Here is a 21625-nt window from a genome sequence, read left to right as displayed (position 1 = left end):
GAGCGGTGCCGACTACGGGGCGGGCCGCGCCCCGGGCCCCCGGTCAGGCCGGGAGCAGCGCCAGGACGTCCGAGGTGCTGCCGGTCTCGCCCAGGCGCGGGAAGATCGTCGCGACCGAGCGCTCGTGCGCGGCGGCGTCGGTGTCGGTCACCGCGTCGGTGGCCACCGTGACGTTGTAGCCGTGCTCGTAGGCGTCACGGGCCGTCGACTCCACGCCGATGCTGGTCGAGATCCCGCACAGCACGATCTGGGTGATACCGCGGCGGCGCAGCTCCATGTCGAGGCCGGTGCCGTAGAAGGCGCCCCACTGCCGCTTGGAGACGGTGATGTCGGTCGGCTGCCGGTCCAGCTCGCCGACCAGGTCGGCCCAGCCGTCGGGGAAGGCGGCGGAGGCCGCGGGACCGCCGTCGGTACGGCCGGGCGCCACACCTGTGACGTTCACCAGCACCACCGGAAGATCCGCCTTGCGGAATGCGGCCGCGAGCCGGGCGCTGCGGGCGACGACCTCGTCCGCGGGGTGGACGGTGGGCAGGGCGACGATGCCGCTCTGCAGGTCGATGACGACCAGGGCGGTACGGGGGTCGAGGGTGGTGGCGCTCATCGCGGGACATCTCCTGTGCGGTTGCTGTGGTGCGGATTGCTGTGGTGCGGACTGCTGTGCCGGGGGTCGCCGTACGGCGGGCCGGCCGGGTGCGGTGACTCCACCAGGCGGCGGAGCAGCGGCAGTGCGTCGGCCAGGGCGCGGTGCTCGTCCGGGGTCAACCGGGCGTCCATCGCCTCCGCCAGCCAGCCGCGTCGGGCGGCCCGGCCGGAACCCAGCAGGGCGGTGCCCGCGGCGGTCAGTGAGAAGACCACCTGCCTGCCGTCGGTGGCGTGCGGCGCGCGGGCCACGAGCCCGCGCTCCTCGAGCGCGGCGAGCGTCATCCGCATCGACTGCGGCCTCACCAGCTCGCCGCGGGCCAGTGCGGCCGTGGTCGCGGGTCCCGCATGCTCCAGCCGGCCCATCACCGACTGCTGCGACGGGGTCAGCTCCGCCTCGGCGGACGCCGCCCGCAGCCGCCTGCCGAGCTGGGCGACCAGCGTCGTCAGCTCGTCTGCGGTGCGTATCCGGTCGGCTCTCGGCATACCCCCACCGTAGGAGTCCGACAGGAAAACTTACAAGTTTTCCTGTCGAGTCGGCCCTCGTTCCTGTCACTGCCGGAAAACAGTCCGTAGCAGCGCCGAAACGCACCGGGTGTCCAATGCCGGACGGACGGGGGTCCGGCACATGGCGGCGGAGGCTTCGGTGACGGCGGAATTCACGTACTACTTCCGGTCTTTGGTGGCGGCGCTCGGCGGCCGGCCCGGCTGGTACGGGCGGTACGCACAACGGGACCCGGGTGCGGCCCGCGACCACGAGAACGGGCGGGAGGTGCCGCCCTGGGACGTGGTCAGGGCCATGCTGCACGACCTCGCGGCCCACTCGGGCGCGGGCGGTGTCGACCCGGCAGAGGCGGGCCGGGCCTACGCCCTGCACCGCGCCGCGCTCGCCGCAGAGGACGCCGCACCCGGCGCCGCCGCCCGGCTGCACGCCCGCATCGCCGCGGCCACCGGCGCCCGCGAGTCCGCCGTGACCCGCGCCAGGGAGGCCGCCCGCGCCTACGCCCGCCAGCCCACGGCCGGCCGCGCCCAGGCGCTTGCGTGGACCCGTGACGAGCTGGCCCGCACCACCTCCCGCTGCACGGACCTCCACCAGCGGCTCGCCGCCCTGACCCCGCCCGGGCTGCCGGGCACACCCGGCCCCGCCCTGCCGGACGCCGGCCAGGACCCGCAGGCCCCCGCACCTCGCCCGCGGGGCGCCCGGTTCGCGGGGGCGCCGGAAGGGCCTGCGCCGGACCCGGGTGCGCGGTCCGCGCGGGCGCAGGAGGCGGGCGGTCCCGCGCGGGCGGGCGGTGGGCGGTCGGAGGCGCAGGGCCCTGCCGCGGTACGCCGGCCGCGGGGCGCCCGGTTCGCGGGGGTGGACGAGGGGCCTGCAACCGACCCGGTGGTGCCTCGCGGTGCGGATTTCGCCGGGTTGCCCGAGGCGGCGCCGGCCGCCGTACGGATGCCGCGCGGGGCGCGCTTCGCCGGCGCTCCGCAGCCGGCCGCGGAGCCGGTGCGTCCGGCGGCCCACACCCGGTGGGTGGCGGAGGCGCGGGCCGAGGCCTTACGCCTGGGCCGGCTCCGGCAGGCCGGGGAGAGCGGCGCCGCCTACCTCGTGCTGTCCGCGGTGGCCGAGGGCCCGGCGGACCGGATCCCTTACGTCGTGCGGGAGTTGGAGCGCACCGGCCTCGCGGCGGACGTGTCGACCCTGCTCTGGGAGATCGCGGCGCTGCCGCCGCAACCCGTCGCGGAAGCGGTCGCCGCACTCGCCGCCGACGGGCGCGGCGACCACTCCAGGACGCTCCTGCACCAGGTCGCCGCACGCCCCGCGCAGGACGTCGGGCTCGTCGCGGACCTCCTGCACGGCGGCGGACGCGCCGCAGAGGCCGGTGAGCTGCTGGAGACCGTCGCCCGGGGCCGCCCCGCCGAGGCGGCGGCGGCCGTCGCACGGGCCCGCCCCGCCCTCACCGGCCCGCTGCTCGCCGCGGCGGCCCGCGTCTCCCAGCCGTGCCACCGCGACCTGGCCGCGGCCCTGGACCGCGACCGCGCCAGGGGCGGTCCCGGGACCAGGGTCGGGTCGTGACCCCCCGCCAGGGGCCGTTCCCGGGATGAGGGTCGGGTCGTGACCGCCCGCCAGGGGCCGGTCCCGGGATTAGGGTCGGGGCGTGACCGCCCACCACACCCGAAGCTGGGACGTCGTCGAGAGCCGCGGCTACGAGACCTCCTGGATCACCCTCGGCCCCGGCACGCTGCGCGCCCGCGGGCGCGCGGTCGGGACCGTCCCCGAGCCGTACTGGATCTCCTACGAGCTGGAGACCGGCGAGGACTTCGTCACCCGCAGGCTGCGGGTCGCCGCGGAGACCGAGCACGCCACCCGCGAGCTGGACCTGCGCCGCGACTCGGACGGCAGCTGGACCGCGGGCGGGACGCCGCTCCCCGGCGTCGAGGGGGCGTTCGACTGCGATCTGGGGCGGTGCCCGCTCACCAACACCATGCCGGTGCTCCGGCACGGCCTCCATCTGGCCCCGGGCGAGCGGAGATTCCTGATGGCCTGGGTCTCCGTGCCGGACCTGACGGTCCGCCCCTCGCACCAGACGTACACCCACCTCGCGCGCAGCGGCGGCACCGCCCGGGTGCGCTACGCGGCAGGTGACCACCGCAGCGACCTCACCTTGGACGACGCGGGCCTCGTCCTGGACTACCCGGGCCTGGCACATCGCCTGGCCGGCCCGAGCTGATCAGCGGACCGGGCGGCGGCCCGTCCCGCGCCAGAGCCTGGCGAGGTAGGCGAGATCGGCGAGGAAGAGCACGATGCCGATGAACAGCAGGAAGAGCAGGCCGTGGACGACGGCGCCGACCAGGCCCAGCACCATCGCCACGATGACCAGCAGCAGGAAGACGACCATGACGCGGATGCCTCCCGGCCCGGTCAGGGGCGGGCGAGGCGGCGTTCGCCGCTCGCGCCCGGCTCGTAGATGAGGCCGTAGTGCTTGAACAGTGCGGGCTCGTCCTCGGCAGGCAGCACATCGTCCGTGCCGATCGACGGGCAGGCCTTGACCAGCGCCTTGTCGTAGTCGACCTTCAGATAGCCAGGCCCGACCTCGGCACCGTCCAGCGGCGCGAAGACCAGCCGGTGCCGGGTGGGCATCCCCACCTGGACGGTGACCATCGCCGGCTCGTCTGTGCCGGTGTCCACGTAGACGGCTTCCAACGTGCCGATCCTGTGCCCGGCGGAGTCGACGACGTCATGCGTGCGCCACTCGCGGATGTCCCTGATACGGATCATTTTTCGGTCCCTTCGCGCGGCCGGGTCGCCCCGGCGCCGTAAACCCAGCCTTCCCCTGACCGCGCGGCTCAGCTCGTCGGGAGGTGGGCGCGTACTCCGCCCGCGAGATCGCGGACGCCGTCGGTCAGGCTGTCCGCCGCCGAGTGCACACCGTCGCCTGCCCGGTGCACCCGGCGGGCGGCGGCGTCCTTGGCGTGCCGGGTGCCGCTGCGGGTCCTGTAGGCCAGCGACGGCTTGCCGTGCGTGTCGGCGGCGGCGAGCAGCAGGCCGCCCAGCGTCGCCATGTCCGCGAAGAACCGCGCCCGCAGCCGGGCCCGCTCCTCCCGGTCCTCGACCGTCCACCAGGGCTCTACGGCCATCGCGGTGGGCACGAGGGTGACGGCCAGCGCCAGCGCCGCCGCGCGGGGCAGCCGGCCGAGCGCCAGCAGACCGCCCGCGCCCAGCTGCACGGCGCCGGTGATCCTGGCCAGCTGCTCCGGATCGTCGGGCAGCCGGCGCACCCGCCCGGCGAGCGACACCGCGGACGGTGCCATCTCCTTGGCCATCCCCGCGGGATGGCGCAGTGCTGCGTAGCCCCCGCTGACGAACACCGACGCGAGCATGGGGCGGGCGAACTTCCTCAGTACGGCCATATCGGCCGTCTGCCCCGGCAGTCGGCGCCGACACGTCTCACCGCTGCTGTGCGTCCATCTGGCCGAAGCGGGTCTCGGCGAAGGCGAAGGCCGTCCGCCCCACCCCGAAGGGCTCACGGAAGGGGTGGTTGAGCTGAGCCGCCAGAGCGATGGCGAAGGCGACCGCGGCGCCCGCGAAGCACAGGGCGACGAGGTGGCGGGCCGTCGTGGTGAGCCCCAGGACCGCGGGGAAGGCGATCAGGAAGGCACCGGAGACCACCATCGCCAGCCAGATGACCCGGGGTATCCCGGCCTTGACCGCGGCGGCCCGGTCCGAACGCGTCTCGTAGACGGTCGCCAGGGCGGACTGGGCCGCGGCCTTCGCGGCCTGCTGGTCGGGCCGGGCGGTGGCCGCGCCGCGCACGGCCGACCGCACCCGGTCGAGCGCCTGCCAGGTAGCGGGACTGGTCCGCCCGCGGGCGAGTTCGGGGTACTCGGTGGTGCGCACATCCGCGGTGTACTGCCGCAACAGCTCCCGCACCGCCGCGCGGTCCCGGTCGGCGAGGCCGCCCGCGGCCCAGTAGGTGTCGGTCAGCGCGCGCGCCTCGTCGTAGGTGCCGGAGCGCGCCGAGCTGAGCGCCGACCAACTGCCGGCCACCTGGAAGCCCGTCAGCAGGATGAAGGAGCTGAGCAGCACCGCACCGATCAGCGACAGTGCCTGGCCGCCGTACTCCCCGTCGCCCGTGACGCGGCCCGCGCCGAGGAAGCGGCCCAGGCAGAAGGCGAAGACGGCACCGCCGAGGGTGGACAGCAGGGGGACGGTGTAGGGGGACATGGGACTCCCGGGGATCGTGGTGACCGCAGGCGGCCGCGGGCGCGGGCCGCGGGCTTCAGGGCCTTGGGGCCTCACGGGCCTTCAGGTCCGGCGCCGGATGTGGCGGTACGGCAGCGCCCCCAGGGCGGCGGGCAGCAGGACGACCGCCATGGTCATCAGCCACCAGCGGGCGGCGTCGTCCGAGCCGTGGTCGGAGTACGGTTCGCCGCCCGGCGGCGGCAGCGCGTAGCCGGAGGTGCCGGCGGGCCGGGGCGTGCGCGGCGCATGCGGTGCGGGGCGGCCGGGGACGGCAGGCGGGGCCGGCGCGGTGGCCGCGGCGGCGGGGCCGAAGGCGGCGGGGCGCGGTACCGCAGCGCCGGGCGCAGGCGGCGGTGAGGTGGCCGGCGGCAGGGACGTCCCGGGCCCCGCGGTGCCCGGGGCGGTGGACGGGGACGCGGTCGCCGGTGCGGTCGGCGGCGGAGCCGTGGTCGGAGCCGCCGTCGCAGGCGTCGTCGGGGTCGCCGTGGCGGGCGGCGGTGTCGGGGCCGTGGGCGGCCGGCACGCGTCGCCGACGCGTACGGTCAGCCCACCCGTCGGCAGCAGCGGGGGAGTGCCCGCCAGTCGCACCACGTCGGTGACGCGGCCGCCGGGGCCGCAGACGACCACCAGGACCCCGCATCCGGCGGAGGGGGCGCAGCCGACAGCCACCGCCACCCCGCCGGCGGCGGGCGCCGGCTCGGCCGCCGCCTGCCCGGCCCAGGCCAGCAGCAGGGGCGCGGCCAGCCAGGCGGCGGCCAGGCGCATCCGCGTACGGCGTACGGCTTTCATGATCGATACGTTAAATCCGGACATCCCACCAGCTCAGCCGAATGGCTGACTATGGCGGGAAGTGCTCACCGGCCCGCCGCCGCCGTTCGAATCGCCCTCCCGCGGCCCCCGGTGCGCGGGGCCGCGGCCCTCGAACGCGGCCGCGGGCGGCCGCCCGCGCATGAACTGCTTCAAGCCACCGCGCCCCGGCGCGCCGCACGCAGTGAGCCGTACGGGTCGGGCACGGGCGAAACATGGGGGACGTCAGGCGGTAACGGCGGGGGCCTTGTCAGAGTGGGGCGAGGGATTTACGTTCGTCGGACGGCGGGGATCTACGTGCGTAGAACCGGCGTGACGTCGCGTCAGAGGAGTTGCTGCCATGAGCAATGTCGTGCGTGCCGCGCTGGTCCAGGCGACCTGGACCGGTGACACCGAGACAATGATCGTCAAGCATGAGGAACACGCCAGGGCCGCCGCCGCGCAGGGCGCGAAGGTGATCGGCTTCCAGGAGGTCTTCAACGCCCCCTACTTCTGCCAGGTCCAGGAGCCGGAGCACTACCGGTGGGCGGAGGCGGTGCCCGACGGCCCGACCGTGCGGCGGATGCAGGAACTCGCCCGGGAGACGGGCATGGTCGTCGTCGTCCCGGTCTTCGAGATCGAGCAGCCGGGGGTCTACTTCAACACCGCGGCGGTCATCGACGCCGACGGCAGCTTCCTCGGCAAGTACCGCAAGCACCACATCCCTCAGGTGACCGGCTTCTGGGAGAAGTACTACTTCAAACCCGGCAACCTCGGCTGGCCGGTCTTCGACACCGCGGTCGGCAGGATCGGCGTCTACATCTGCTACGACCGGCACTTCCCCGAGGGCTGGCGCGCCCTCGGCCTGGCCGGCGCCCAACTCGTCTACAACCCGAGCGCCACCAGCCGCGGCCTGTCGGCCTACCTGTGGCAGCTGGAGCAGCCGGCCGCCGCCGTCGCCAACGAGTACTTCGTCGCCGCGATCAACCGGGTCGGCCGCGAGGAGTACGGCGACAACGACTTCTACGGCACCAGCTACTTCGTCGACCCCCGCGGCCGCTTCGTGGACGGCACCGCCTCCGACACCAAGGAGGAACTGCTGGTCCGCGACCTGGACTTCGACCTGATCGACGAGGTGCGCAACCAGTGGGCCTTCTACCGGGACCGCAGGCCGGACGCCTACGGCGACCTGACGGAGGCCTGAGCCGATGGCCACCGAGACCGCCAACGCGCACGCGGCACTGCACGCCAGGCACCGGGCCGTGCTGCCCGACTGGCTCGCCACGTACTACGCACAGCCGATCGAGCTCACGCACGGCGAGGGCAGGCACGTCTGGGACGCCGAGGGCAACCGCTACCTCGACTTCTTCGGCGGCATCCTCACCACGATGACCGCGCACGCCCTGCCCGAGGTCGCCGCCGCAGTGGCCGGCCAGGCCGGGCGGCTGCTGCACTCCTCGACGCTGTACCTGAGCAGCCAGGCCGTCGAGTTGGCCGAGCGGATCGCCCGGCTGTCCGGCATCCCCGACGCCCGGGTCTTCTTCACCACCTCGGGCACCGAGGCCAACGACACCGCGCTGCTGCTCGCGACGGCCCACCGCCGCTCCAACCAGATCCTGGCGCTGCGCAACAGCTACCACGGCCGCTCCTTCAGCGCGATCGGCATCACCGGCAATTCGGCCTGGTCGCCGACCAGCCTGTCGCCGCTCCAGACGCTCTACGTGCACGGCGGGGTGCGCAGCCGCGGCCCCTACGCGCACCTGTCGGACGCCGAGTTCATCACCGCGTGCGTCGCCGACCTGGAGGACGTGCTCGGCCAGGCCGGCGGCTCGGTCGCCGCGCTGATCGCGGAACCCGTGCAGGGCGTCGGCGGGTTCACGCTGCCGCCGGACGGGCTGTTCGCCGCGTTCAAGCAGGTGCTCGACCGGCACGGCATCCTGTGGATCACCGACGAGGTACAGACCGGCTGGGGACGCACCGGCGAGCACTTCTGGGGCTGGCAGGCGCACGGCAAGGCCGGCCCGCCCGACATCCTCACCTTCGCCAAGGGCGTCGGCAACGGCATGTCGATGGGCGGCGTGGTGGCCCGCGCCGAGGTGATGAACTGCCTCACCGCCAACTCGATCTCCACCTTCGGCGGCAGCCCGGTCACCGCCGCCGCGGCGCTGGCCAACCTGAACTACCTCATCGAGCACGACCTGCCGGGCAACGCCCGCCGGGTGGGCGGCCTGCTCAAGGCCAGGCTCGACGCCGTCGCCGCCGGCCTCGGCGTGGTCCGCGAGGTGCGCGGGCGCGGCCTGATGCTCGGCGTGGAACTCGTCGTGCCCGGCACCGACCGGCCCTCGGCCGAGGCGGCCGGGCTGGTCCTGGAGGCGGCCCGCGAGAACGGCCTGCTCATCGGCAAGGGCGGCAGGGCGGGCAACGTGCTGCGGATCGCCCCGCCGCTGTCGCTGACCGTCAGCGAGGCCGAGGAGGGCGCCGCCGCGCTCGAAGCGGCGCTGAAGGCGGCGCAGACCGCACTGGAGACCCCGCAGGACAGCAGCACGGGAGGCGTCACCATATGAGCAGCGGCACCCGTACCGTCATCCGCGGCGGCCTGGTCGTCACCGCGGCCGACGAGATGCACGCCGACGTCCTGATCGAGGGCGGCAGGATCGCCGCGCTCGCCGCCCACGACAGCGACACCGCGGCCGGCTGGACCGCGGACAGCACCATCGACGCCACCGGCAGATACGTCATCCCCGGCGGGGTCGACGGGCACACCCACATGCAGATGCCCTTCGGGGGCACCACCGCCTCCGACACCTTCGAGACCGGCACCAGGGCCGCCGCCTGGGGTGGCACCACCACCATCGTGGACTTCGCGATCCAGGGCGTGGGCGCCTCGCTGCGCGCGGGTCTGGACGCCTGGCACGCCAAGGCCGACGCCCAGTGCGCGATCGACTACGGCTTCCACATGATCGTCGCCGACGTGAACGACAAGACGCTCGCCGAGATGGACCTCCTGGTGGAGGAGGGCGTCACCAGCTTCAAGATGTTCATGGCCTACCCCGGGGTCTTCTACAGCGACGACGGGCAGATCCTGCGCGCCATGCAGCGTGCCTCGGGCAACGGCGGCCTGGTGATGATGCACGCGGAGAACGGCATCGCCATCGACGTCCTGGTGCAGCAGGCGCTCGCCGCGGGGAAGACCGACCCGCGTCACCACGGCGAGGTGCGGCGGGCGCTGCTGGAGGCCGAGGCCACCCACCGCGCCATCCAGCTCGCCCGGGTGGCCGGCGCACCGCTCTACGTCGTGCACGTCTCCGCCGAGCAGGCCGTCGCGGAACTGACCGCGGCCCGCGACCTGGGGCTGCCGGTCTTCGGCGAGACCTGCCCGCAGTACCTCTTCCTGTCCACGGACAACCTCGCGGAGCCGGACTTCGAGGGCGCGAAGTACGTGTGCAGTACTCCGCTGCGCCCGCGCGAGCACCAGGCCGCGCTGTGGCGCGGGCTGCGCACCGACGACCTCCAGGTGGTGTCCACCGACCACTGCCCGTTCTGCTTCACCGGCCAGAAGGAGATGGGCCGCGGCGACTTCTCCAAGATCCCCAACGGGCTGCCCGGGGTGGAGAACCGGATGGACCTGCTGCACCAGGCCGTGGTCGACGGGCACATCACCCGCCGCCGCTGGATCGACATCGCCTGCGCCGCCCCGGCCCGCATGTTCGGCCTCTACCCGCGCAAGGGCACCATCGCCCCCGGGGCGGACGCCGACGTCGTCGTCTACGACCCGCACGCGGAGCAGACCATCTCCGCGGCCACCCACCACATGAACGTCGACTACTCCGCCTACGAGGGCCGCCGGATCACCGGCCGGGTGGAGACCGTGCTGTCCCGCGGTGTCCCGGTCATCGACCGGCAGACCTACGTCGGCCGTGCCGGGCACGGCCAGTACACCCCGCGCGGCATCTGCCAATACCTGTGAGCACCTCCACGCCACCCGTCATCCAAGGAGTGCGGCCATGGACTTCGGCCTCGTGCTACAGACCGACCCGCCCGCGTCCGACGTCGTCGACCTCATGCGGCGCGCCGAGCGCAACGGCTTCACCCGCGGCTGGACCTTCGACTCGGCCGTGCTCTGGCAGGAGCCCTTCGTCATCCACAGCCGCATCCTCGACCACACCGAGCGGCTCACCGTCGGCACCATGGTCACCAACCCGGGCACCCGCACCTGGGAGGTGACCGCCTCCACCTTCGCGACCCTCAACTCGATGTACGGCAACCGCACGGTGTGCGGCATCGGCCGCGGCGACTCGGCGATGCGGGTCGCGGGCCGCCCACCCAACACCCTGGCCAGGCTGGGCGAGGCCATCACCGCCATCAGGGACCTCGCCGAGGGCCGCGAGGCGGTGGTCGACGGCACCGCGATGCGGCTGCCGTGGGTGCGGGACGGCAGCCTGCCGGTGTGGATGGCCGCGTACGGCCCCAAGGCGCTGGCCATGGCGGGGGAGCTGGCCGACGGCTTCATCCTGCAACTCGCCGACGTCTACCTCACCGAGTGGATGGTCAAGGCGGTCCGTGCCGCGGCGGAGGCCGCCGGGCGCGACCCGGACGCCGTCACCGTGTGCGTCGCCGCCCCCGCCTACGTCACCGCGGACGACTCACCCGAGGCGCTGGCGCACGCCCGCGAGCAGTGCCGCTGGTTCGGCGGCATGGTCGGCAACCACGTCGCCGACATGGTCGGCCGCTACGGCGAGCACTCCGGCATGGTCCCCGAGGAGTTGACCGACTACATCAAGCAGCGGCACGGCTACGACTACGCGCACCACGGCCGCAGCGGCAACCCCGACACCGCATTCGTGCCCGACGACATCGTGGACCGCTTCTGCCTGATCGGGCCGCCCGAGGCGCACATCGCCAAGCTCCGGGCCCTGCGCGACCTGGGCGTCGACCACTTCGCCGTCTACGACATGCACGACGCCAAGGAGGCGACGATCGACGCGTACGGGAGCCGGGTGATCCCCGCGATGGCCTGAGCCGGCCGGCCTTGCGGGGTGCGGAACCACGGTGCCCCGGCGTCTGGTTGGATGGCGCCATGGGCAACGGAGTCGGTGCGTGCAAGGACCCGGCCGGCCGGACGGCGGCCCGGCCGTGAGGCGGGCCGTCGTCGCCGACGCGGTGGTCGTCGGAGCGGGACCCAACGGGCTCACCGCGGCGGTCGAACTCGCCCGTGCGGGGCTGAGCGTGCAGATCTACGAGGCCGCCGACACCGTGGGCGGCGGGGCGCGCACCGAGGAGCTGACACTGCCGGGCTTCCGGCACGACCCGTGCTCCGCCGTGCACCCCTTCGGCATCGGCTCGCCCGCCTTCCAGGCACTGCCGCTCGCCCGGCACGGCCTGGAGTGGCTGCAACCCGACCTGCCGATGGCGCACCCCTTCCCCGACGGCACCGCGGCGGTACTCGGCCGTACCGTCGGCGAGACCGCCGCCTCCCTGGGGCCGCGCGACGCGGGCACGTACCGCAGGCTGATGGCGCCCTACATCGGCCACTGGGACACCATCGCGGCGGACTTCTTCCGGCCGCAGTGGTCCGGCATACCCCGCGACCCCTACCGCTTCCTCCGGTTCGGGCTGACCGGCACACCGCCGGCCGCGATGCTGGCGCTGCGCTTCCACGACCCCAAGGCCAGGGGGATGATCGCCGGGCTCGCCGGGCACGCGATCTCCCGGCTGGGCCAGCCCTTCACCGGGGCGATGGCCATGATGTTCGCGCTCGCCGCCCACGAGCGGGGCTGGCCGGTGGCCCGCGGCGGCTCGCAGGCGATCTCCGACGCGCTGGCCGGCCATCTGACCGAGCTCGGCGGCGTCATCCGCACCGGTGTGACCGTGCGCAAGCTCGACGAACTGCCGCCGGCCCGCGCCTACGTCTTCGACACCTCGCCGACCGCGCTGGCCAGGATCGCCGCCCTCGGCGACGCCTACCGCGGATACCGCTACGGGCCCTCGGTCTTCAAGATCGACTACGCCCTCGACGGGCCGGTGCCATGGACCTCGCCGCAGGCGCGGCGGGCCGGGACCGTGCACATCGGCCCGACCTACACCGAGATCGGCGACGCGCTGACCCGGGCGGTCACCGGGCGGCCGCCGCACACCCCGTTCCTGATCACCTCGCAGCCCACCGTGGTGGACCCGTCCAGGGCGCCGGAGGGCAAACACGTCTTCTGGGCTTACGGCCACGTCCCGCACGACTGGCACGGCAATGCCACCGACGCGGTGGAGCGGCAGATCGAACGCTTCGCGCCCGGCTTCCGCGACCTGGTGCTGGCCCGCGCCGTCACCGGCCCCGCAGGGCTCGCCGCGCGCAACGCCAACTACGTGGGCGGCGACGTGGCCTGCGGCGCGTTCGCCGGCCTGCAGACCGTCCTGCGCCCGCGGCTCGCGGCGGTGCCCTACGCCACCCGGCGCCCCGGGGTCTTCCTCTGCTCGTCCGCGACCCCGCCGGGACCCGGCGTGCACGGGATGAGCGGCCACAACGCGGCCCGTGCCGTGCTGCGGCACCTGCGCCGCTCGGCCGGCCGCTGACAGCACCCTGGGCGCCACCCCTGGCGGGAGGCGGCGCCGTACCGGGCGGCGGCTGCGGTCAGGGCGCGTACGGCGACTGGCCGGCCGGCGGCGTGAAGGCCTGCGGGGCGGCGAAGCGGACCTCGGAGAGGGCGCGCTTCGTGATGACCTTGTTGAAGTAGCCGGCGCCCACGAAGATGCAGAGCACGACATACCAGAACTTCTCGGCGCTGGTCATCTCCACCAGGCCGTACTCGCTGAGCGCCTTCTTCGCCGGGACCTTGGACAGGTAGTAGGCGCCGAAGTAGATGCAGCCGAGGACGTACCAGAACTTCTCCCACGAGGTGTTCTGGCCGTTGCCGAGCGTCTGGGGCTGGGACATGGGATATGCGCCTTTCGAAAAGGTGAACCGAGCGGTGGGGACGGGCAGCCCGGCAAACGCCACATGCGGCCGCAGCGGGCCGTGGTGGGGTGGGGGCATGCCGAAGTAAGCGGCTCAGGCCGCAAGGCACCCTTTACTGTGGGGTAGTTCGCGGTGCCGAATCGGAAGCATAGGGGTAAAGGTTGCTCTGTGTCGCCGATTTCCGTTCCCTGCAGGGATGTTCCGGGGAAACGGTCACCCGCGATTGGCCGGGTTGTCACCGAGGCGTACGGAAACTAGGCTTACCCGTCGGTAAGTTTACTCTGTGGTAAGGACGGTGGCCGATGGCCGCACTGGACGATCTCGACCTGGAGACCCTCGACTTCGGCTCGGTGGAACCGCAGGAATTCGCCAGGATCGTCAAGGGCATGCCCACCAGGCGGATCGCGGAACTGATGAGCGGACCCCAGCGCCGCCGCGTTCTCGACGAGGTCTTCGGACGGATGCACACCCTCTTCAAGCCCGACGCGGCCGCAGGCCGGGACGCGCTCATCCGCTGGCGGATCACCGAGGGCGACGGCGGCGCCGACGACGTCTACGAGACGCACATCGGCGGTGGCACCTGCACGGTCACCTCCGAGCGCACCGACCGCGAGGCGCAGCTCAGCCTCACCATGGCCGCGCCGGAATTCCTCCGGCTCGTGTCGGGCAACGCCTCGGGCCCGACCCTCTTCTTCACCCGCAAGCTCAAGCTCAAGGGCGACATCCGGCTGGCCGGCGGCCTCACCTACTTCTTCGACATCCCCAAGGCCTGACGCGCCTCAGCCCGCGGTGACCGGGCGCCCGCCGACCAGCTCGGCGGTCCCGGTGCCCGCGGCCAGCGCCGCCAGGGCCGCACGGATACGGCCCGCCTGGCCCGGCGCGAAATAGCGGTCCGTCTCCGCCGGATCGATCAGCCGCCAGGAGTCCAGCTCCTCCTCCTGAAGCCGGACCGCCGCGAGCTGCTCCTGCGAAAGCACCCCGCCGTCGTAGAGGAAGCTCACCGACGGCGGCCGCCCGGGACCCGAGGACCAGTCCAGCACCAGCAGTGCGCCCGGCTCCAGGTCGAGGCCGATCTCCTCCGCGGTCTCCCGGCGCGCGCCCTGCCGCGGCGTCTCGTCCTGGTCGGACTCGATCGTGCCGCCCGGCAGCGTCCACGTCCCGTCGTCGCGGTAGTTCGGCTCCACGATCAGGATCCGGCCGTCCGCCGAACGGCACAGCATGCTGGCACCCGCGAGGATCTTCGGCAGGCCGGCGACGTAGGTCGCGAAGTCGGTCGTCATACCGCCAATTTACGGCGCCTGGCGCGCGGACGGGCCGTAATCGGACGCTCACCGCCCGCGCTGCCGATGGGCACGGGCGCCCCGCCGGGATAGGGTCCGAAAGGCGCGATGTTCCGTATCGGATGGAGAAGACCAAGGTGTCCGACACCGCAGGGAGTACCACGGGGCGCGTGCTGATCGCCGCCGACAAGTTCAAGGGTTCGCTGACCGCGGTGCAGGTGGCCGAGCATGTCACCACCGGACTGCGCTCCGTCGTGCCCGGCATCGAGGTGACCGCGCTGCCGGTCGCCGACGGCGGCGACGGTACGGTCGACGCGGCGGTGGCCGCCGGCTTCGACCGGCGCACGGTACGCGTCACCGGGCCGCTCGGCGAGCCCGTCGAGGCGGCGTACGCGCTGCGCGGCACCACCGCGGTGGTGGAGATGGCCGAGGCCTCAGGGCTGCGGCACCTGCCCGCCGGGGTCTACGCACCGCTCACCGCGACCACCCACGGCACCGGGGAACTGCTGCGGGCCGCCCTCGACGCGGGAGCGCGCACCATCGTGCTCGGCGTCGGCGGCAGCGCCACCAACGACGGCGGCGCGGGCATGCTCAGCGCGCTCGGCGCCCGGCTGCTGGACGCAGAAGGGGCGCCGCTCGCGCCCGGCGGCGGACCGCTCGCCGATCTCGCCACCGCCGACCTCGGCGGCCTCGACCCGCGGCTCGCCGCCACCGAGGTCGTGCTGGCCAGCGACGTCGACAACCCGCTGCTCGGGCCCAAGGGCGCCGCGGCGGTCTACGGACCCCAGAAGGGCGCCTCCGCGGCGGACGTCGCCGTCCTCGACGCGGCGCTCGGGCGCTTCGCCGAGGTGCTCGGCGCCACCGATGAGGCCGAGGCGCCCGGCGCCGGGGCCGCCGGCGGCATCGGCTTCGGCGCGCTGGTCGGCCTGCGGGCCGCCTTCCGGCCAGGGATCGAGGTGCTGCTCGACGTCCTCGGCTTCGAGGCGGCCCTCGACGGTGCCACGCTCGTCATCACCGGCGAGGGCTCCCTGGACGAGCAGACCCTGCACGGCAAGGCGCCGGCCGGGGTGGCCCGCGCCGCCCGCGCCCGCGGCATCGACGTGGTGGCCGTCTGCGGCCGCCTCACCCTCCCCCCGGCCGACCTCGGCCGGGCCGGCATCCGCCGCGCCTACGCCCTCTCCGACCTGGAGCCCGACCCGTCCCGCTCCATGGCGGAAGCCGGCCCCCTCCTGGAACGCCTGGCCTCCCACCTGGCCCAGGACTTCCTGACCTAGCCGATCCCTCGCAGGGGCGCCTTCCCGGGTGCCCACTGCGCAGGTGCCGAGCCCCGTAGGGGCGCGGGTCGTCACCGTCCCAGAGGGGCTGTTCCTGTCGTTTCCGGGCCGCCGCCCGGTGGTGGGCTGCTCGCGCCGTTCCGCCCCCAGAGCTTCGCCTGGGGGTACCCCCAGCGCCCCTGAAGGGCACCCCCCTGCGCAGGGGAGCCGCACCACCGCCTGGGGGCGGCCGTGACGGCCGTCGTGGGGAATGGGGAAACCCCCGGGCGCCCCGAGGAAGGGGCGGCCGGGGGTTTCGGGGAGCCTAGCGGAGCGCCTCGGCTCGGGCCTCACGCCGATTGGCCCGCATCGTGTTCACGCGGCGCGTCGTCGCGAAGCAGGGAATCACGGCGGCGGCCAGGCACTGGAGCGCGGCGCCGGTCTGGAGGAGCTGGTGGCCGCCGGGGGCGTCGAGCGTCCAAGCGGTGAGGCAGCCCATGCTGACCAGGATCCACGCCAGCGTGAGGACGGCCAGCCGCCCGCGCGGCTTGGGATACTCGACCCGGCTCACCATCAGCCAGGCCACGCCCACGATCGCGGCGATGGTCGGCACGAAGGGCAGCTCCAGCAGCACGACCGACACCACGGTCATCGCCCCGAAGGGGCTCGGCATGCCCTGGAAGACCCCGTCCCGCAGCGTCGTGCAGGAGAAGCGGGCCAGCCGCAGTACGACGGCCAGGACCACGAGCACCGCGGCGACAGCCGACACCTTGCCGTGTGCGTCGTCGGCGACCAGACCCCAGACGACCACGAAATACGCCGGGGCGAGCCCGAAGCTGATGAGGTCGGAGAGGTTGTCCAGTTCGGCCCCCATGGCCGAGCTGCGCAGTTTGCGTGCGACGAGCCCGTCGAAGAGGTCGAAGACGGAGGCCAGCAGCATCAGCGTGACCGCCGTGGCGGCGCTGTGCTTGGACATGCCGCCGTCGCTGGTGCCCATCAGGTGCGGCACGAGGACCCCGGTGGTGGTGAAGTACACCGCCATGAAGCCGCAGATCGCGTTGCCCAGGGTGAGCGCGTCGGCGATGGACAGCCGGGTCGACAGGGGGAGGTCGCCGACCTCGTCCTGGAGTTCGGTGACCCAGCTGGACTGAGCCGTGTCCTGATCAGTCACGGTCAAGGCGTGTCACCCCTGCAGTGGTGGTCTGACCGACCTCGACACCCGCTTCGATCCCGGCCGGAAGGTACACGTCGACCCGGGAGCCGAAGCGGATCAGCCCGATCCGGTCGCCCTGCTCGACCTTGCAGCCGCGCGGGACGTACGGCACGATCCGCCGCGCCACGGCCCCGGCGATCTGCACCATCTCGATGTCGCCCGCGTCGGTGTCGAAGTGCCAGACCACCCGCTCGTTGTTCTCGCTCTCCTTGTTGAACGCCGGTACGTACCCGCCGGGGATGTGCTCGACGGACATGACCGTGCCGGTGAGCGGCGCGCGGTTGACGTGCACGTTCAGCGGGCTCATGAAGATCGCGACGCGGGTGCGTCCGTCCTTCCACGGCATGACGCTCTGGACCACGCCGTCGGCCGGGCTGATGACCCGGCCTTCGGCGATCTCCCGCTCGGGGTCGCGGAAGAACCACAGCATCCCGGCCGCGAGCGCGGTGGCGGGGACGGCCACGGTTGCCCAGCGGCCGGAGCGGCGCGCCTTGGCGAGGGAGACCGCCGCGGTGGCCACGGTCGGGAGGAGCCACGGTGATGCGCCACGTGCGAGGCGGACCCGGCCGCGTGGTGCAGGGGAATGGCTGTGGGGCATGGAAGACCTTCGTAGCGGAGGATGCCGCGAATTACTTCAGGGGACGGCGGCTTTCGTCGATGGTATCGGCTGACACCGGCAACTCGGCAAGCGCAAGGGCGAGTCGGTGGCTGGTTCCGGTGGCCTCACCCATGACAGACTGTGACGTTTGCCTCGGATAAATCATCCCAAATACGGACATTCATCCCTGAATTCGATACTCCTCCAGAAGTCTCCTGCCGATGATCATTTTCTGGATCTCTGCGGTCCCCTCGCCGATCAGCAGCATCGGTGCCTCCCGGTAGAGCCGCTCGATCTCGTACTCCTTGGAGAAGCCGTAGCCGCCGTGGATGCGGAAGGCGTCCTCCACTACCTCCTTGCAGAACTCTGCCGCCAGATACTTCGCCATTCCGGCCTCGAGGTCGTTCCGCTCGCCGGAATCCTTCTTGCGTGCGGCATTGACCATCATCTGGTGTGCGGCCTCCACCTTGGTGGCCATTTCGGCAAGCTTGAACTGGATCGCCTGGTGCTGTGCGATGGCCTTGCCGAAGGTGTGCCTCTGCTGTGCGTAGGAAATGCCCAGCTCGAAGGCGCGCCTGGCCACGCCGCAGCCGCGGGCGGCCACGTTCACCCGGCCCACCTCGACCCCGTCCATCATCTGGTAGAAGCCCTGCCCGCCGGCCCCGCCCAGCACGCTGTCGGCGGGCACCCGCACGTCCTGGAGGATCAGCTCCGTGGTGTCGACGCCCTTGTAGCCCATCTTGTCGATCTTGCCGGGCACGGTCAGGCCGGGGACGGTGGGGTTCGGGCCGAAGCCCGGCTCCTTCTCGATCAGGAAGGTCGTCATCGACCGGTGCGCGGGCGCGTCCTCGGGCTGCCCCTCGTCCGTGCGGCACAGCACCGCCACCAGGTTCGACGAGCCGCCGTTGGTCAGCCACATCTTCTGGCCGTTCAGGACGTAGTCGTCCCCGTCGCGTACGCCCTTGGTGCGGATCGCCGACACGTCCGAGCCGAGCCCCGGCTCGGACATCGAGAACGCGCCACGCACCTCGCCGGTCGCCATCCGCGGCAGGAAACGGTCCTTCTGCTCCTGCGTGCCGTGCTGCTTGATCATGTAGGCGACGATGAAGTGCGTGTTGATGATTCCCGACACACTCATCCAGCCGCGGGCGATCTCCTCCACGGTCAGCGCGTAGGTCAGCAGCGATTCCCCGAGACCGCCGTACTCCTCGGGGATCATCAGGCCGAAGATGCCGAGTTCCTTGAGGCCCTCGACGATGTCCGTGGGGTATTCGTCGCGGTGTTCGAGCTCGGTGGCGACCGGCAGGATCTCCTTGTCCACGAAGCTGCGGACGGTGGAGAGGATCTCCTGCTGGATGTCGGTCAGCCCGTCGGTCTGCGCGAGTCGGTCGGCCATCTGCTCAGTTCCCCTCCGGTTGCGGGCGCCCGGGCTGCTCCCCGCCGCGCTGCTCGATGTAGGTGGCGGTCGGCACCATCACCTTGCGCCGGAAGACGCAGATCAGGGTGCCGTCCTGGTTGTGCCCGCGGGTCTCCACCTGGACGACGCCGCGGTCGCTCTTCGACTTCGACGGCCACTTGTCGAGCACCGTCGACTCGCCGTAGACGGTGTCACCGTGGAAGGTCGGCGCCACGTGCCGCAGCGACTCGACCTCCAGATTGGCGATGGCCTTGCCCGACACGTCGGGTACCGACATCCCGAGCAGCAGCGAGTAGACGTAGTTCCCGACGACGACGTTGCGGCCGAAGTCGGTGCTCTTCTCGGCGTAGTTGGCATCCATGTGCAGCGGGTGGTGATTCATGGTGAGGAGGCAGAAGAGGTGGTCGTCGTATTCCGTGACCGTCTTTCCCGGCCAGTGCTTGTATACGGCACCGACCTCGAACTCCTCATATGTGCGGCCGAACTGCACAGTCATACCTCCAGCTTGTTCGCGCGCCTGATCTCGTCCACGATCCGGCCGATTATCCCGGTGATACCGAAGTCCTTGGGTGTGAACACCGCCGCCACACCGGCGGCCCGCAGAGCGGTTGCGTCCGCCGCCGGAATGATGCCGCCGACGACCACGGGGATGTCGTCGACCCCCGCCCGGCGCAGCCGCTCCAGCACGTCGGGGACCAGCTCCGCGTGCGAACCGGAAAGGATCGACAGTCCCACGCAGTGCACGTCCTCTGCGACCGCCGCGGACACGATCTGCTCAGGGGTCAGCCTGATCCCCTGGTAGACCACCTCGAAACCGGCGTCCCTCGCGCGTACCGCTATCTGCTCGGCGCCGTTGGAGTGCCCGTCCAGTCCCGGCTTGCCGACCAGCAGCCGCAGCCGCCCGCCGCCCAGCTCCTTCGCGGTGACCGCGACCCTGCGGCGTACGTCCGCCAGCGGGCTGCCCTCCTCCGCGGCCACCGCGACCGGCGCCGAGCCGACCCCGGTCGGGGCGCGGAATTCGCCGAAGACGTCCCGCAGCGCCCACGACCACTCGCCGGTCGTCACGCCCGCCCGGGCGCAGTCCAGCGTCGCCGCCATCAGGTTGTCCGTACCAGTGGCTGCCGACCGCAGGGCGTCGAGGGCGGCCTTGGCCCGCGGCTCGTCGCGGGACTGCCGCCATTCGTGCAGCGCGGCCACCACCCGGGCCTCGTTCGCGGGGTCGACCGTCATGATGGCGGTGTCCAGATCCGCGGTCAGCGGGCTCGGCTCGGTGCTCTCATGGATGTTGACGCCGACGACCTTCTCCTCGCCGGACTCGATCCGCGCCCGGCGGGCGGCGTGCGAGGCGACGAGTTCCGACTTCAGGTAGCCGGACTCGACGGCCGCCATCGCGCCGCCCAGCTCCTCGATGTGCGCGATCTCGGCGGTCGCCTGCTCGACCAGTTCCGCGACCTTCGCCTCGACCACATGGCTGCCGTCGAAGAGGTCGGCGTACTCCAGCAGGTCGCTCTCGTGCGCGAGCACCTGCTGTATCCGCAGGCTCCACTGCTGGTCCCACGGCCGGGGCAGGCCCAGGGCCTCGTTCCACGCCGGCAGTTGGACGGCCCGCGCGCGGGCGTCCTTCGACAGCGTGACGGCCAGCATCTCCAGCACGATCCGCTGGACGTTGTTCTCCGGCTGCGCCTCGGTCAGGCCGAGGGAGTTGACCTGCACGCCGTAGCGGAAGCGCCGGTGCCTGGGGTCCTCGATGCCGTAGCGCTCCCGGGTGAGGGTGTCCCAGACCCGGCCGAAGGCGCGCATCTTGCACATCTCCTCGACGAAGCGGACCCCGGCGTTGACGAAGAAGGAGATCCGGCCGACCACCTCGCCCCTGCGCTCCTCCGGCACCTGGCCGGACGCGAAGACCGCGTCGAGCACCGCGACGGCGGTGGACATCGCGTAGGCGATCTCCTGCACCGGCGTGGCCCCGGCCTCCTGGAGGTGGTAGCTGCAGATGTTGATCGGGTTCCACCGCGGCATGTGGTGCACGGTGTACGTGATCATGTCGGTGGTCAGCCGCAGCGACGGAACCGGCGGGAAGACGTGCGTACCGCGGGACAGGTACTCCTTGACGATGTCGTTCTGCGTGGTGCCCTGGAGCGCGGCGATGTCCGCGCCCTGCTCCTCGGCGACCACCTGGTAGAGCGCCAGCAGCCACATGGCGGTGGCGTTGATGGTCATCGAGGTGTTCGTCCGCTCCAGCGGGATGTCCTCGAACAGCCGCCGCATGTCGCCCAGGTGCCCCACCGGCACCCCGACCCTGCCCACCTCGCCGCGTGCCAGCACGTGGTCGGCGTCGTAGCCCGTCTGCGTCGGCAGGTCGAAGGCGACCGACAGGCCGGTCTGGCCCTTGTCGAGGTTGCGCCGGTAGAGCGCGTTGGATGCCTCGGCGGTGGAATGGCCCGCGTAGGTCCGCATCAGCCAGGGCCGGTCCTTCCCGCCCTGCTCGCGCGGCTCCATCAGGCGTCCCGGAAGCGGTTGATGGCCGGCAGGTGCCGCTCGCGCATCTCCGGGTCCGACACGCCCATGCCCTCCTCGGGTGCCAGCGCCAGGACGCCGACCTTGCCGTGGTGGAGGTTGCGGTGGACGTCGTAGGCGGCCTGCCCCGTGTCGGCCAGCCGGTAGGTGCGCGACAGGGTGGGATGGATCCTGCCTTTGGCGATGAGGCGGTTGGCTTCCCATGCTTCGCGGTAGTTGGCGAAGTGGGAGCCGATGATCTTCT

Annotated in this window: 23 protein-coding genes and 1 pseudogene; 9 read left to right on the top strand and 15 right to left on the bottom strand. The window is 72.6% G+C overall.

The features are described from left to right. Positions 1 to 43: 43 nt before the first annotated feature. Positions 44 to 601 (bottom strand): isochorismatase family protein, encoded by a 558-nt coding sequence (locus ACGFMP_RS27935; RefSeq protein ID WP_393675779.1) that lies wholly within the window; start codon positions 599 to 601, stop codon positions 44 to 46. After that, complete coding sequence (locus tag ACGFMP_RS27930; protein WP_393675778.1) at positions 598 to 1125, bottom strand: MarR family winged helix-turn-helix transcriptional regulator; 528 nt, start codon at positions 1123 to 1125, stop codon at positions 598 to 600. The genes ACGFMP_RS27935 and ACGFMP_RS27930 overlap by 4 nt, the downstream gene beginning before the upstream one ends. A 160-nt stretch (positions 1126 to 1285) precedes the next feature. On the opposite strand from ACGFMP_RS27930, the gene ACGFMP_RS27925 reads away from it, so the two are divergent. Both ACGFMP_RS27925 and ACGFMP_RS27920 read left to right on the top strand, forming a co-directional pair. Then, positions 1286 to 2704: a hypothetical protein gene (locus ACGFMP_RS27925; RefSeq protein WP_393675777.1), complete on the top strand. Its 1419-nt coding sequence runs from the start codon at positions 1286 to 1288 to the stop codon at positions 2702 to 2704. 82 nt (positions 2705 to 2786) lie between these two features. Beyond that, the gene (locus ACGFMP_RS27920) at positions 2787 to 3359 is read left to right on the top strand and encodes a putative glycolipid-binding domain-containing protein (RefSeq protein WP_393675776.1); all 573 of its coding nucleotides are present in this window, start codon (positions 2787 to 2789) and stop codon (positions 3357 to 3359) included. On the opposite strand, the gene ACGFMP_RS27915 is transcribed toward ACGFMP_RS27920, so the two are convergent. From ACGFMP_RS27915 to ACGFMP_RS27895, 5 genes are all read right to left on the bottom strand, one after another. Next, a complete protein-coding gene (locus ACGFMP_RS27915; protein WP_393675775.1) occupies positions 3360 to 3527 on the bottom strand; it encodes a hypothetical protein in 168 nt (55 codons plus the stop codon). Between the two features lie 23 nt (positions 3528 to 3550). Next, positions 3551 to 3907 carry a PRC-barrel domain-containing protein gene (locus ACGFMP_RS27910; protein WP_393675774.1) on the bottom strand — a complete coding sequence of 119 codons (357 nt, stop codon included), beginning with the start codon at positions 3905 to 3907 and terminating at the stop codon, positions 3551 to 3553. A gap of 68 nt (positions 3908 to 3975) precedes the next feature. Next, on the bottom strand, positions 3976 to 4539 hold the full coding sequence (locus tag ACGFMP_RS27905; RefSeq protein WP_393675773.1) for a DoxX family membrane protein: 564 nt from the start codon (positions 4537 to 4539) through the stop codon (positions 3976 to 3978). A gap of 37 nt (positions 4540 to 4576) precedes the next feature. Next, the gene (locus ACGFMP_RS27900) at positions 4577 to 5353 is read right to left on the bottom strand and encodes a hypothetical protein (RefSeq protein ID WP_393675772.1); all 777 of its coding nucleotides are present in this window, start codon (positions 5351 to 5353) and stop codon (positions 4577 to 4579) included. Positions 5354 to 5434: 81 nt separating this feature from the next. After that, on the bottom strand, positions 5435 to 6160 hold the full coding sequence (locus ACGFMP_RS27895; protein WP_393675771.1) for a hypothetical protein: 726 nt from the start codon (positions 6158 to 6160) through the stop codon (positions 5435 to 5437). 358 nt (positions 6161 to 6518) lie between these two features. Between ACGFMP_RS27895 and ACGFMP_RS27890 the strand changes: the two genes are divergently transcribed. From ACGFMP_RS27890 to ACGFMP_RS27870, 5 genes are all read left to right on the top strand, one after another. After that, a complete protein-coding gene (locus ACGFMP_RS27890; RefSeq protein ID WP_393675770.1) occupies positions 6519 to 7361 on the top strand; it encodes a nitrilase-related carbon-nitrogen hydrolase in 843 nt (280 codons plus the stop codon). Positions 7362 to 7365: 4 nt separating this feature from the next. Next, the gene (locus ACGFMP_RS27885) at positions 7366 to 8721 is read left to right on the top strand and encodes an aspartate aminotransferase family protein (RefSeq protein ID WP_393675769.1); all 1356 of its coding nucleotides are present in this window, start codon (positions 7366 to 7368) and stop codon (positions 8719 to 8721) included. Then, positions 8718 to 10124 carry a dihydropyrimidinase gene (gene hydA, locus ACGFMP_RS27880; protein WP_393675768.1) on the top strand — a complete coding sequence of 469 codons (1407 nt, stop codon included), beginning with the start codon at positions 8718 to 8720 and terminating at the stop codon, positions 10122 to 10124. The genes ACGFMP_RS27885 and hydA overlap by 4 nt, the downstream gene beginning before the upstream one ends. Positions 10125 to 10161: 37 nt before the next feature. Beyond that, positions 10162 to 11175, top strand: a complete 1014-nt coding sequence (locus ACGFMP_RS27875; RefSeq protein WP_393675767.1) for a TIGR03842 family LLM class F420-dependent oxidoreductase — start codon at positions 10162 to 10164, stop codon at positions 11173 to 11175. 79 nt (positions 11176 to 11254) lie between these two features. After that, on the top strand, positions 11255 to 12721 hold the full coding sequence (locus ACGFMP_RS27870; protein WP_393675766.1) for a phytoene desaturase family protein: 1467 nt from the start codon (positions 11255 to 11257) through the stop codon (positions 12719 to 12721). Positions 12722 to 12779: 58 nt separating this feature from the next. Here ACGFMP_RS27870 and ACGFMP_RS27865 read toward each other — a convergent pair whose 3' ends face one another. Beyond that, positions 12780 to 13082 (bottom strand): hypothetical protein, encoded by a 303-nt coding sequence (locus ACGFMP_RS27865; RefSeq protein ID WP_393675765.1) that lies wholly within the window; start codon positions 13080 to 13082, stop codon positions 12780 to 12782. Positions 13083 to 13405: 323 nt separating this feature from the next. Here ACGFMP_RS27865 and ACGFMP_RS27860 point away from each other — a divergent pair, with 323 nt between their 5' ends. Then, the gene (locus tag ACGFMP_RS27860) at positions 13406 to 13876 is read left to right on the top strand and encodes an SCP2 sterol-binding domain-containing protein (RefSeq protein WP_393675764.1); all 471 of its coding nucleotides are present in this window, start codon (positions 13406 to 13408) and stop codon (positions 13874 to 13876) included. Between the two features lie 6 nt (positions 13877 to 13882). Here ACGFMP_RS27860 and ACGFMP_RS27855 read toward each other — a convergent pair whose 3' ends face one another. Then, the gene (locus ACGFMP_RS27855; RefSeq protein ID WP_393675763.1) at positions 13883 to 14383 is read right to left on the bottom strand and encodes an NUDIX domain-containing protein; all 501 of its coding nucleotides are present in this window, start codon (positions 14381 to 14383) and stop codon (positions 13883 to 13885) included. Between the two features lie 122 nt (positions 14384 to 14505). On the opposite strand from ACGFMP_RS27855, the gene ACGFMP_RS27850 reads away from it, so the two are divergent. Beyond that, a complete protein-coding gene (locus tag ACGFMP_RS27850) occupies positions 14506 to 15657 on the top strand; it encodes a glycerate kinase (RefSeq protein WP_393675762.1) in 1152 nt (383 codons plus the stop codon). Positions 15658 to 15961: 304 nt separating this feature from the next. Here the strand turns inward: ACGFMP_RS27850 and pssA are convergent, their stop codons facing one another. The 6 genes and pseudogenes from pssA to ACGFMP_RS27820 form a co-directional block, all read right to left on the bottom strand. Then, positions 15962 to 16813, bottom strand: a complete 852-nt coding sequence (gene pssA / locus ACGFMP_RS27845; RefSeq protein WP_393675761.1) for a CDP-diacylglycerol--serine O-phosphatidyltransferase — start codon at positions 16811 to 16813, stop codon at positions 15962 to 15964. After that, complete coding sequence (locus ACGFMP_RS27840; protein WP_393675760.1) at positions 16800 to 17447, bottom strand: phosphatidylserine decarboxylase; 648 nt, start codon at positions 17445 to 17447, stop codon at positions 16800 to 16802. Before ACGFMP_RS27840 ends, pssA begins: the two co-directional genes overlap by 14 nt. A gap of 181 nt (positions 17448 to 17628) precedes the next feature. Then, on the bottom strand, positions 17629 to 18843 hold the full coding sequence (locus ACGFMP_RS27835; protein WP_393675759.1) for an acyl-CoA dehydrogenase family protein: 1215 nt from the start codon (positions 18841 to 18843) through the stop codon (positions 17629 to 17631). A 4-nt stretch (positions 18844 to 18847) separates the two neighbouring features. After that, on the bottom strand, positions 18848 to 19354 hold the full coding sequence (locus ACGFMP_RS27830; RefSeq protein WP_393675891.1) for a MaoC family dehydratase: 507 nt from the start codon (positions 19352 to 19354) through the stop codon (positions 18848 to 18850). 2 nt (positions 19355 to 19356) lie between these two features. Next, a complete protein-coding gene (locus ACGFMP_RS27825) occupies positions 19357 to 21363 on the bottom strand; it encodes a protein meaA (protein WP_393675758.1) in 2007 nt (668 codons plus the stop codon). After that, positions 21363 to 21625: pseudogene (locus tag ACGFMP_RS27820) on the bottom strand (crotonyl-CoA carboxylase/reductase); the annotation flags it as partial. The pseudogene ACGFMP_RS27820 and the gene ACGFMP_RS27825, both read right to left, overlap by 1 nt.

This window comes from Streptomyces sp. NPDC049040 (assembly GCF_043197715.1).
In the GTDB taxonomy this organism is placed as follows: domain Bacteria; phylum Actinomycetota; class Actinomycetes; order Streptomycetales; family Streptomycetaceae; genus Actinacidiphila.
This window is presented reverse-complemented; position numbering and strand designations above follow the sequence as displayed.

Coding starts and splice junctions, on each gene's coding strand:
- ACGFMP_RS27935 (WP_393675779.1), bottom strand. CDS start 601: ATGAGCGCCACCACCCTCGACCCCCGTACCGCCCTGGTCGTCATCGAC.
- ACGFMP_RS27930 (WP_393675778.1), bottom strand. CDS start 1,125: ATGCCGAGAGCCGACCGGATACGCACCGCAGACGAGCTGACGACGCTG.
- ACGFMP_RS27915 (WP_393675775.1), bottom strand. CDS start 3,527: ATGGTCGTCTTCCTGCTGCTGGTCATCGTGGCGATGGTGCTGGGCCTG.
- ACGFMP_RS27910 (WP_393675774.1), bottom strand. CDS start 3,907: ATGATCCGTATCAGGGACATCCGCGAGTGGCGCACGCATGACGTCGTC.
- ACGFMP_RS27905 (WP_393675773.1), bottom strand. CDS start 4,539: ATGGCCGTACTGAGGAAGTTCGCCCGCCCCATGCTCGCGTCGGTGTTC.
- ACGFMP_RS27900 (WP_393675772.1), bottom strand. CDS start 5,353: ATGTCCCCCTACACCGTCCCCCTGCTGTCCACCCTCGGCGGTGCCGTC.
- ACGFMP_RS27895 (WP_393675771.1), bottom strand. CDS start 6,160: ATGAAAGCCGTACGCCGTACGCGGATGCGCCTGGCCGCCGCCTGGCTG.
- ACGFMP_RS27890 (WP_393675770.1), top strand. CDS start 6,519: ATGAGCAATGTCGTGCGTGCCGCGCTGGTCCAGGCGACCTGGACCGGT.
- ACGFMP_RS27885 (WP_393675769.1), top strand. CDS start 7,366: ATGGCCACCGAGACCGCCAACGCGCACGCGGCACTGCACGCCAGGCAC.
- hydA (WP_393675768.1), top strand. CDS start 8,718: ATGAGCAGCGGCACCCGTACCGTCATCCGCGGCGGCCTGGTCGTCACC.
- ACGFMP_RS27875 (WP_393675767.1), top strand. CDS start 10,162: ATGGACTTCGGCCTCGTGCTACAGACCGACCCGCCCGCGTCCGACGTC.
- ACGFMP_RS27865 (WP_393675765.1), bottom strand. CDS start 13,082: ATGTCCCAGCCCCAGACGCTCGGCAACGGCCAGAACACCTCGTGGGAG.
- ACGFMP_RS27860 (WP_393675764.1), top strand. CDS start 13,406: ATGGCCGCACTGGACGATCTCGACCTGGAGACCCTCGACTTCGGCTCG.
- ACGFMP_RS27855 (WP_393675763.1), bottom strand. CDS start 14,383: ATGACGACCGACTTCGCGACCTACGTCGCCGGCCTGCCGAAGATCCTC.
- ACGFMP_RS27850 (WP_393675762.1), top strand. CDS start 14,506: ATGGAGAAGACCAAGGTGTCCGACACCGCAGGGAGTACCACGGGGCGC.
- ACGFMP_RS27840 (WP_393675760.1), bottom strand. CDS start 17,447: ATGCCCCACAGCCATTCCCCTGCACCACGCGGCCGGGTCCGCCTCGCA.
- ACGFMP_RS27835 (WP_393675759.1), bottom strand. CDS start 18,843: ATGGCCGACCGACTCGCGCAGACCGACGGGCTGACCGACATCCAGCAG.
- ACGFMP_RS27825 (WP_393675758.1), bottom strand. CDS start 21,363: ATGGAGCCGCGCGAGCAGGGCGGGAAGGACCGGCCCTGGCTGATGCGG.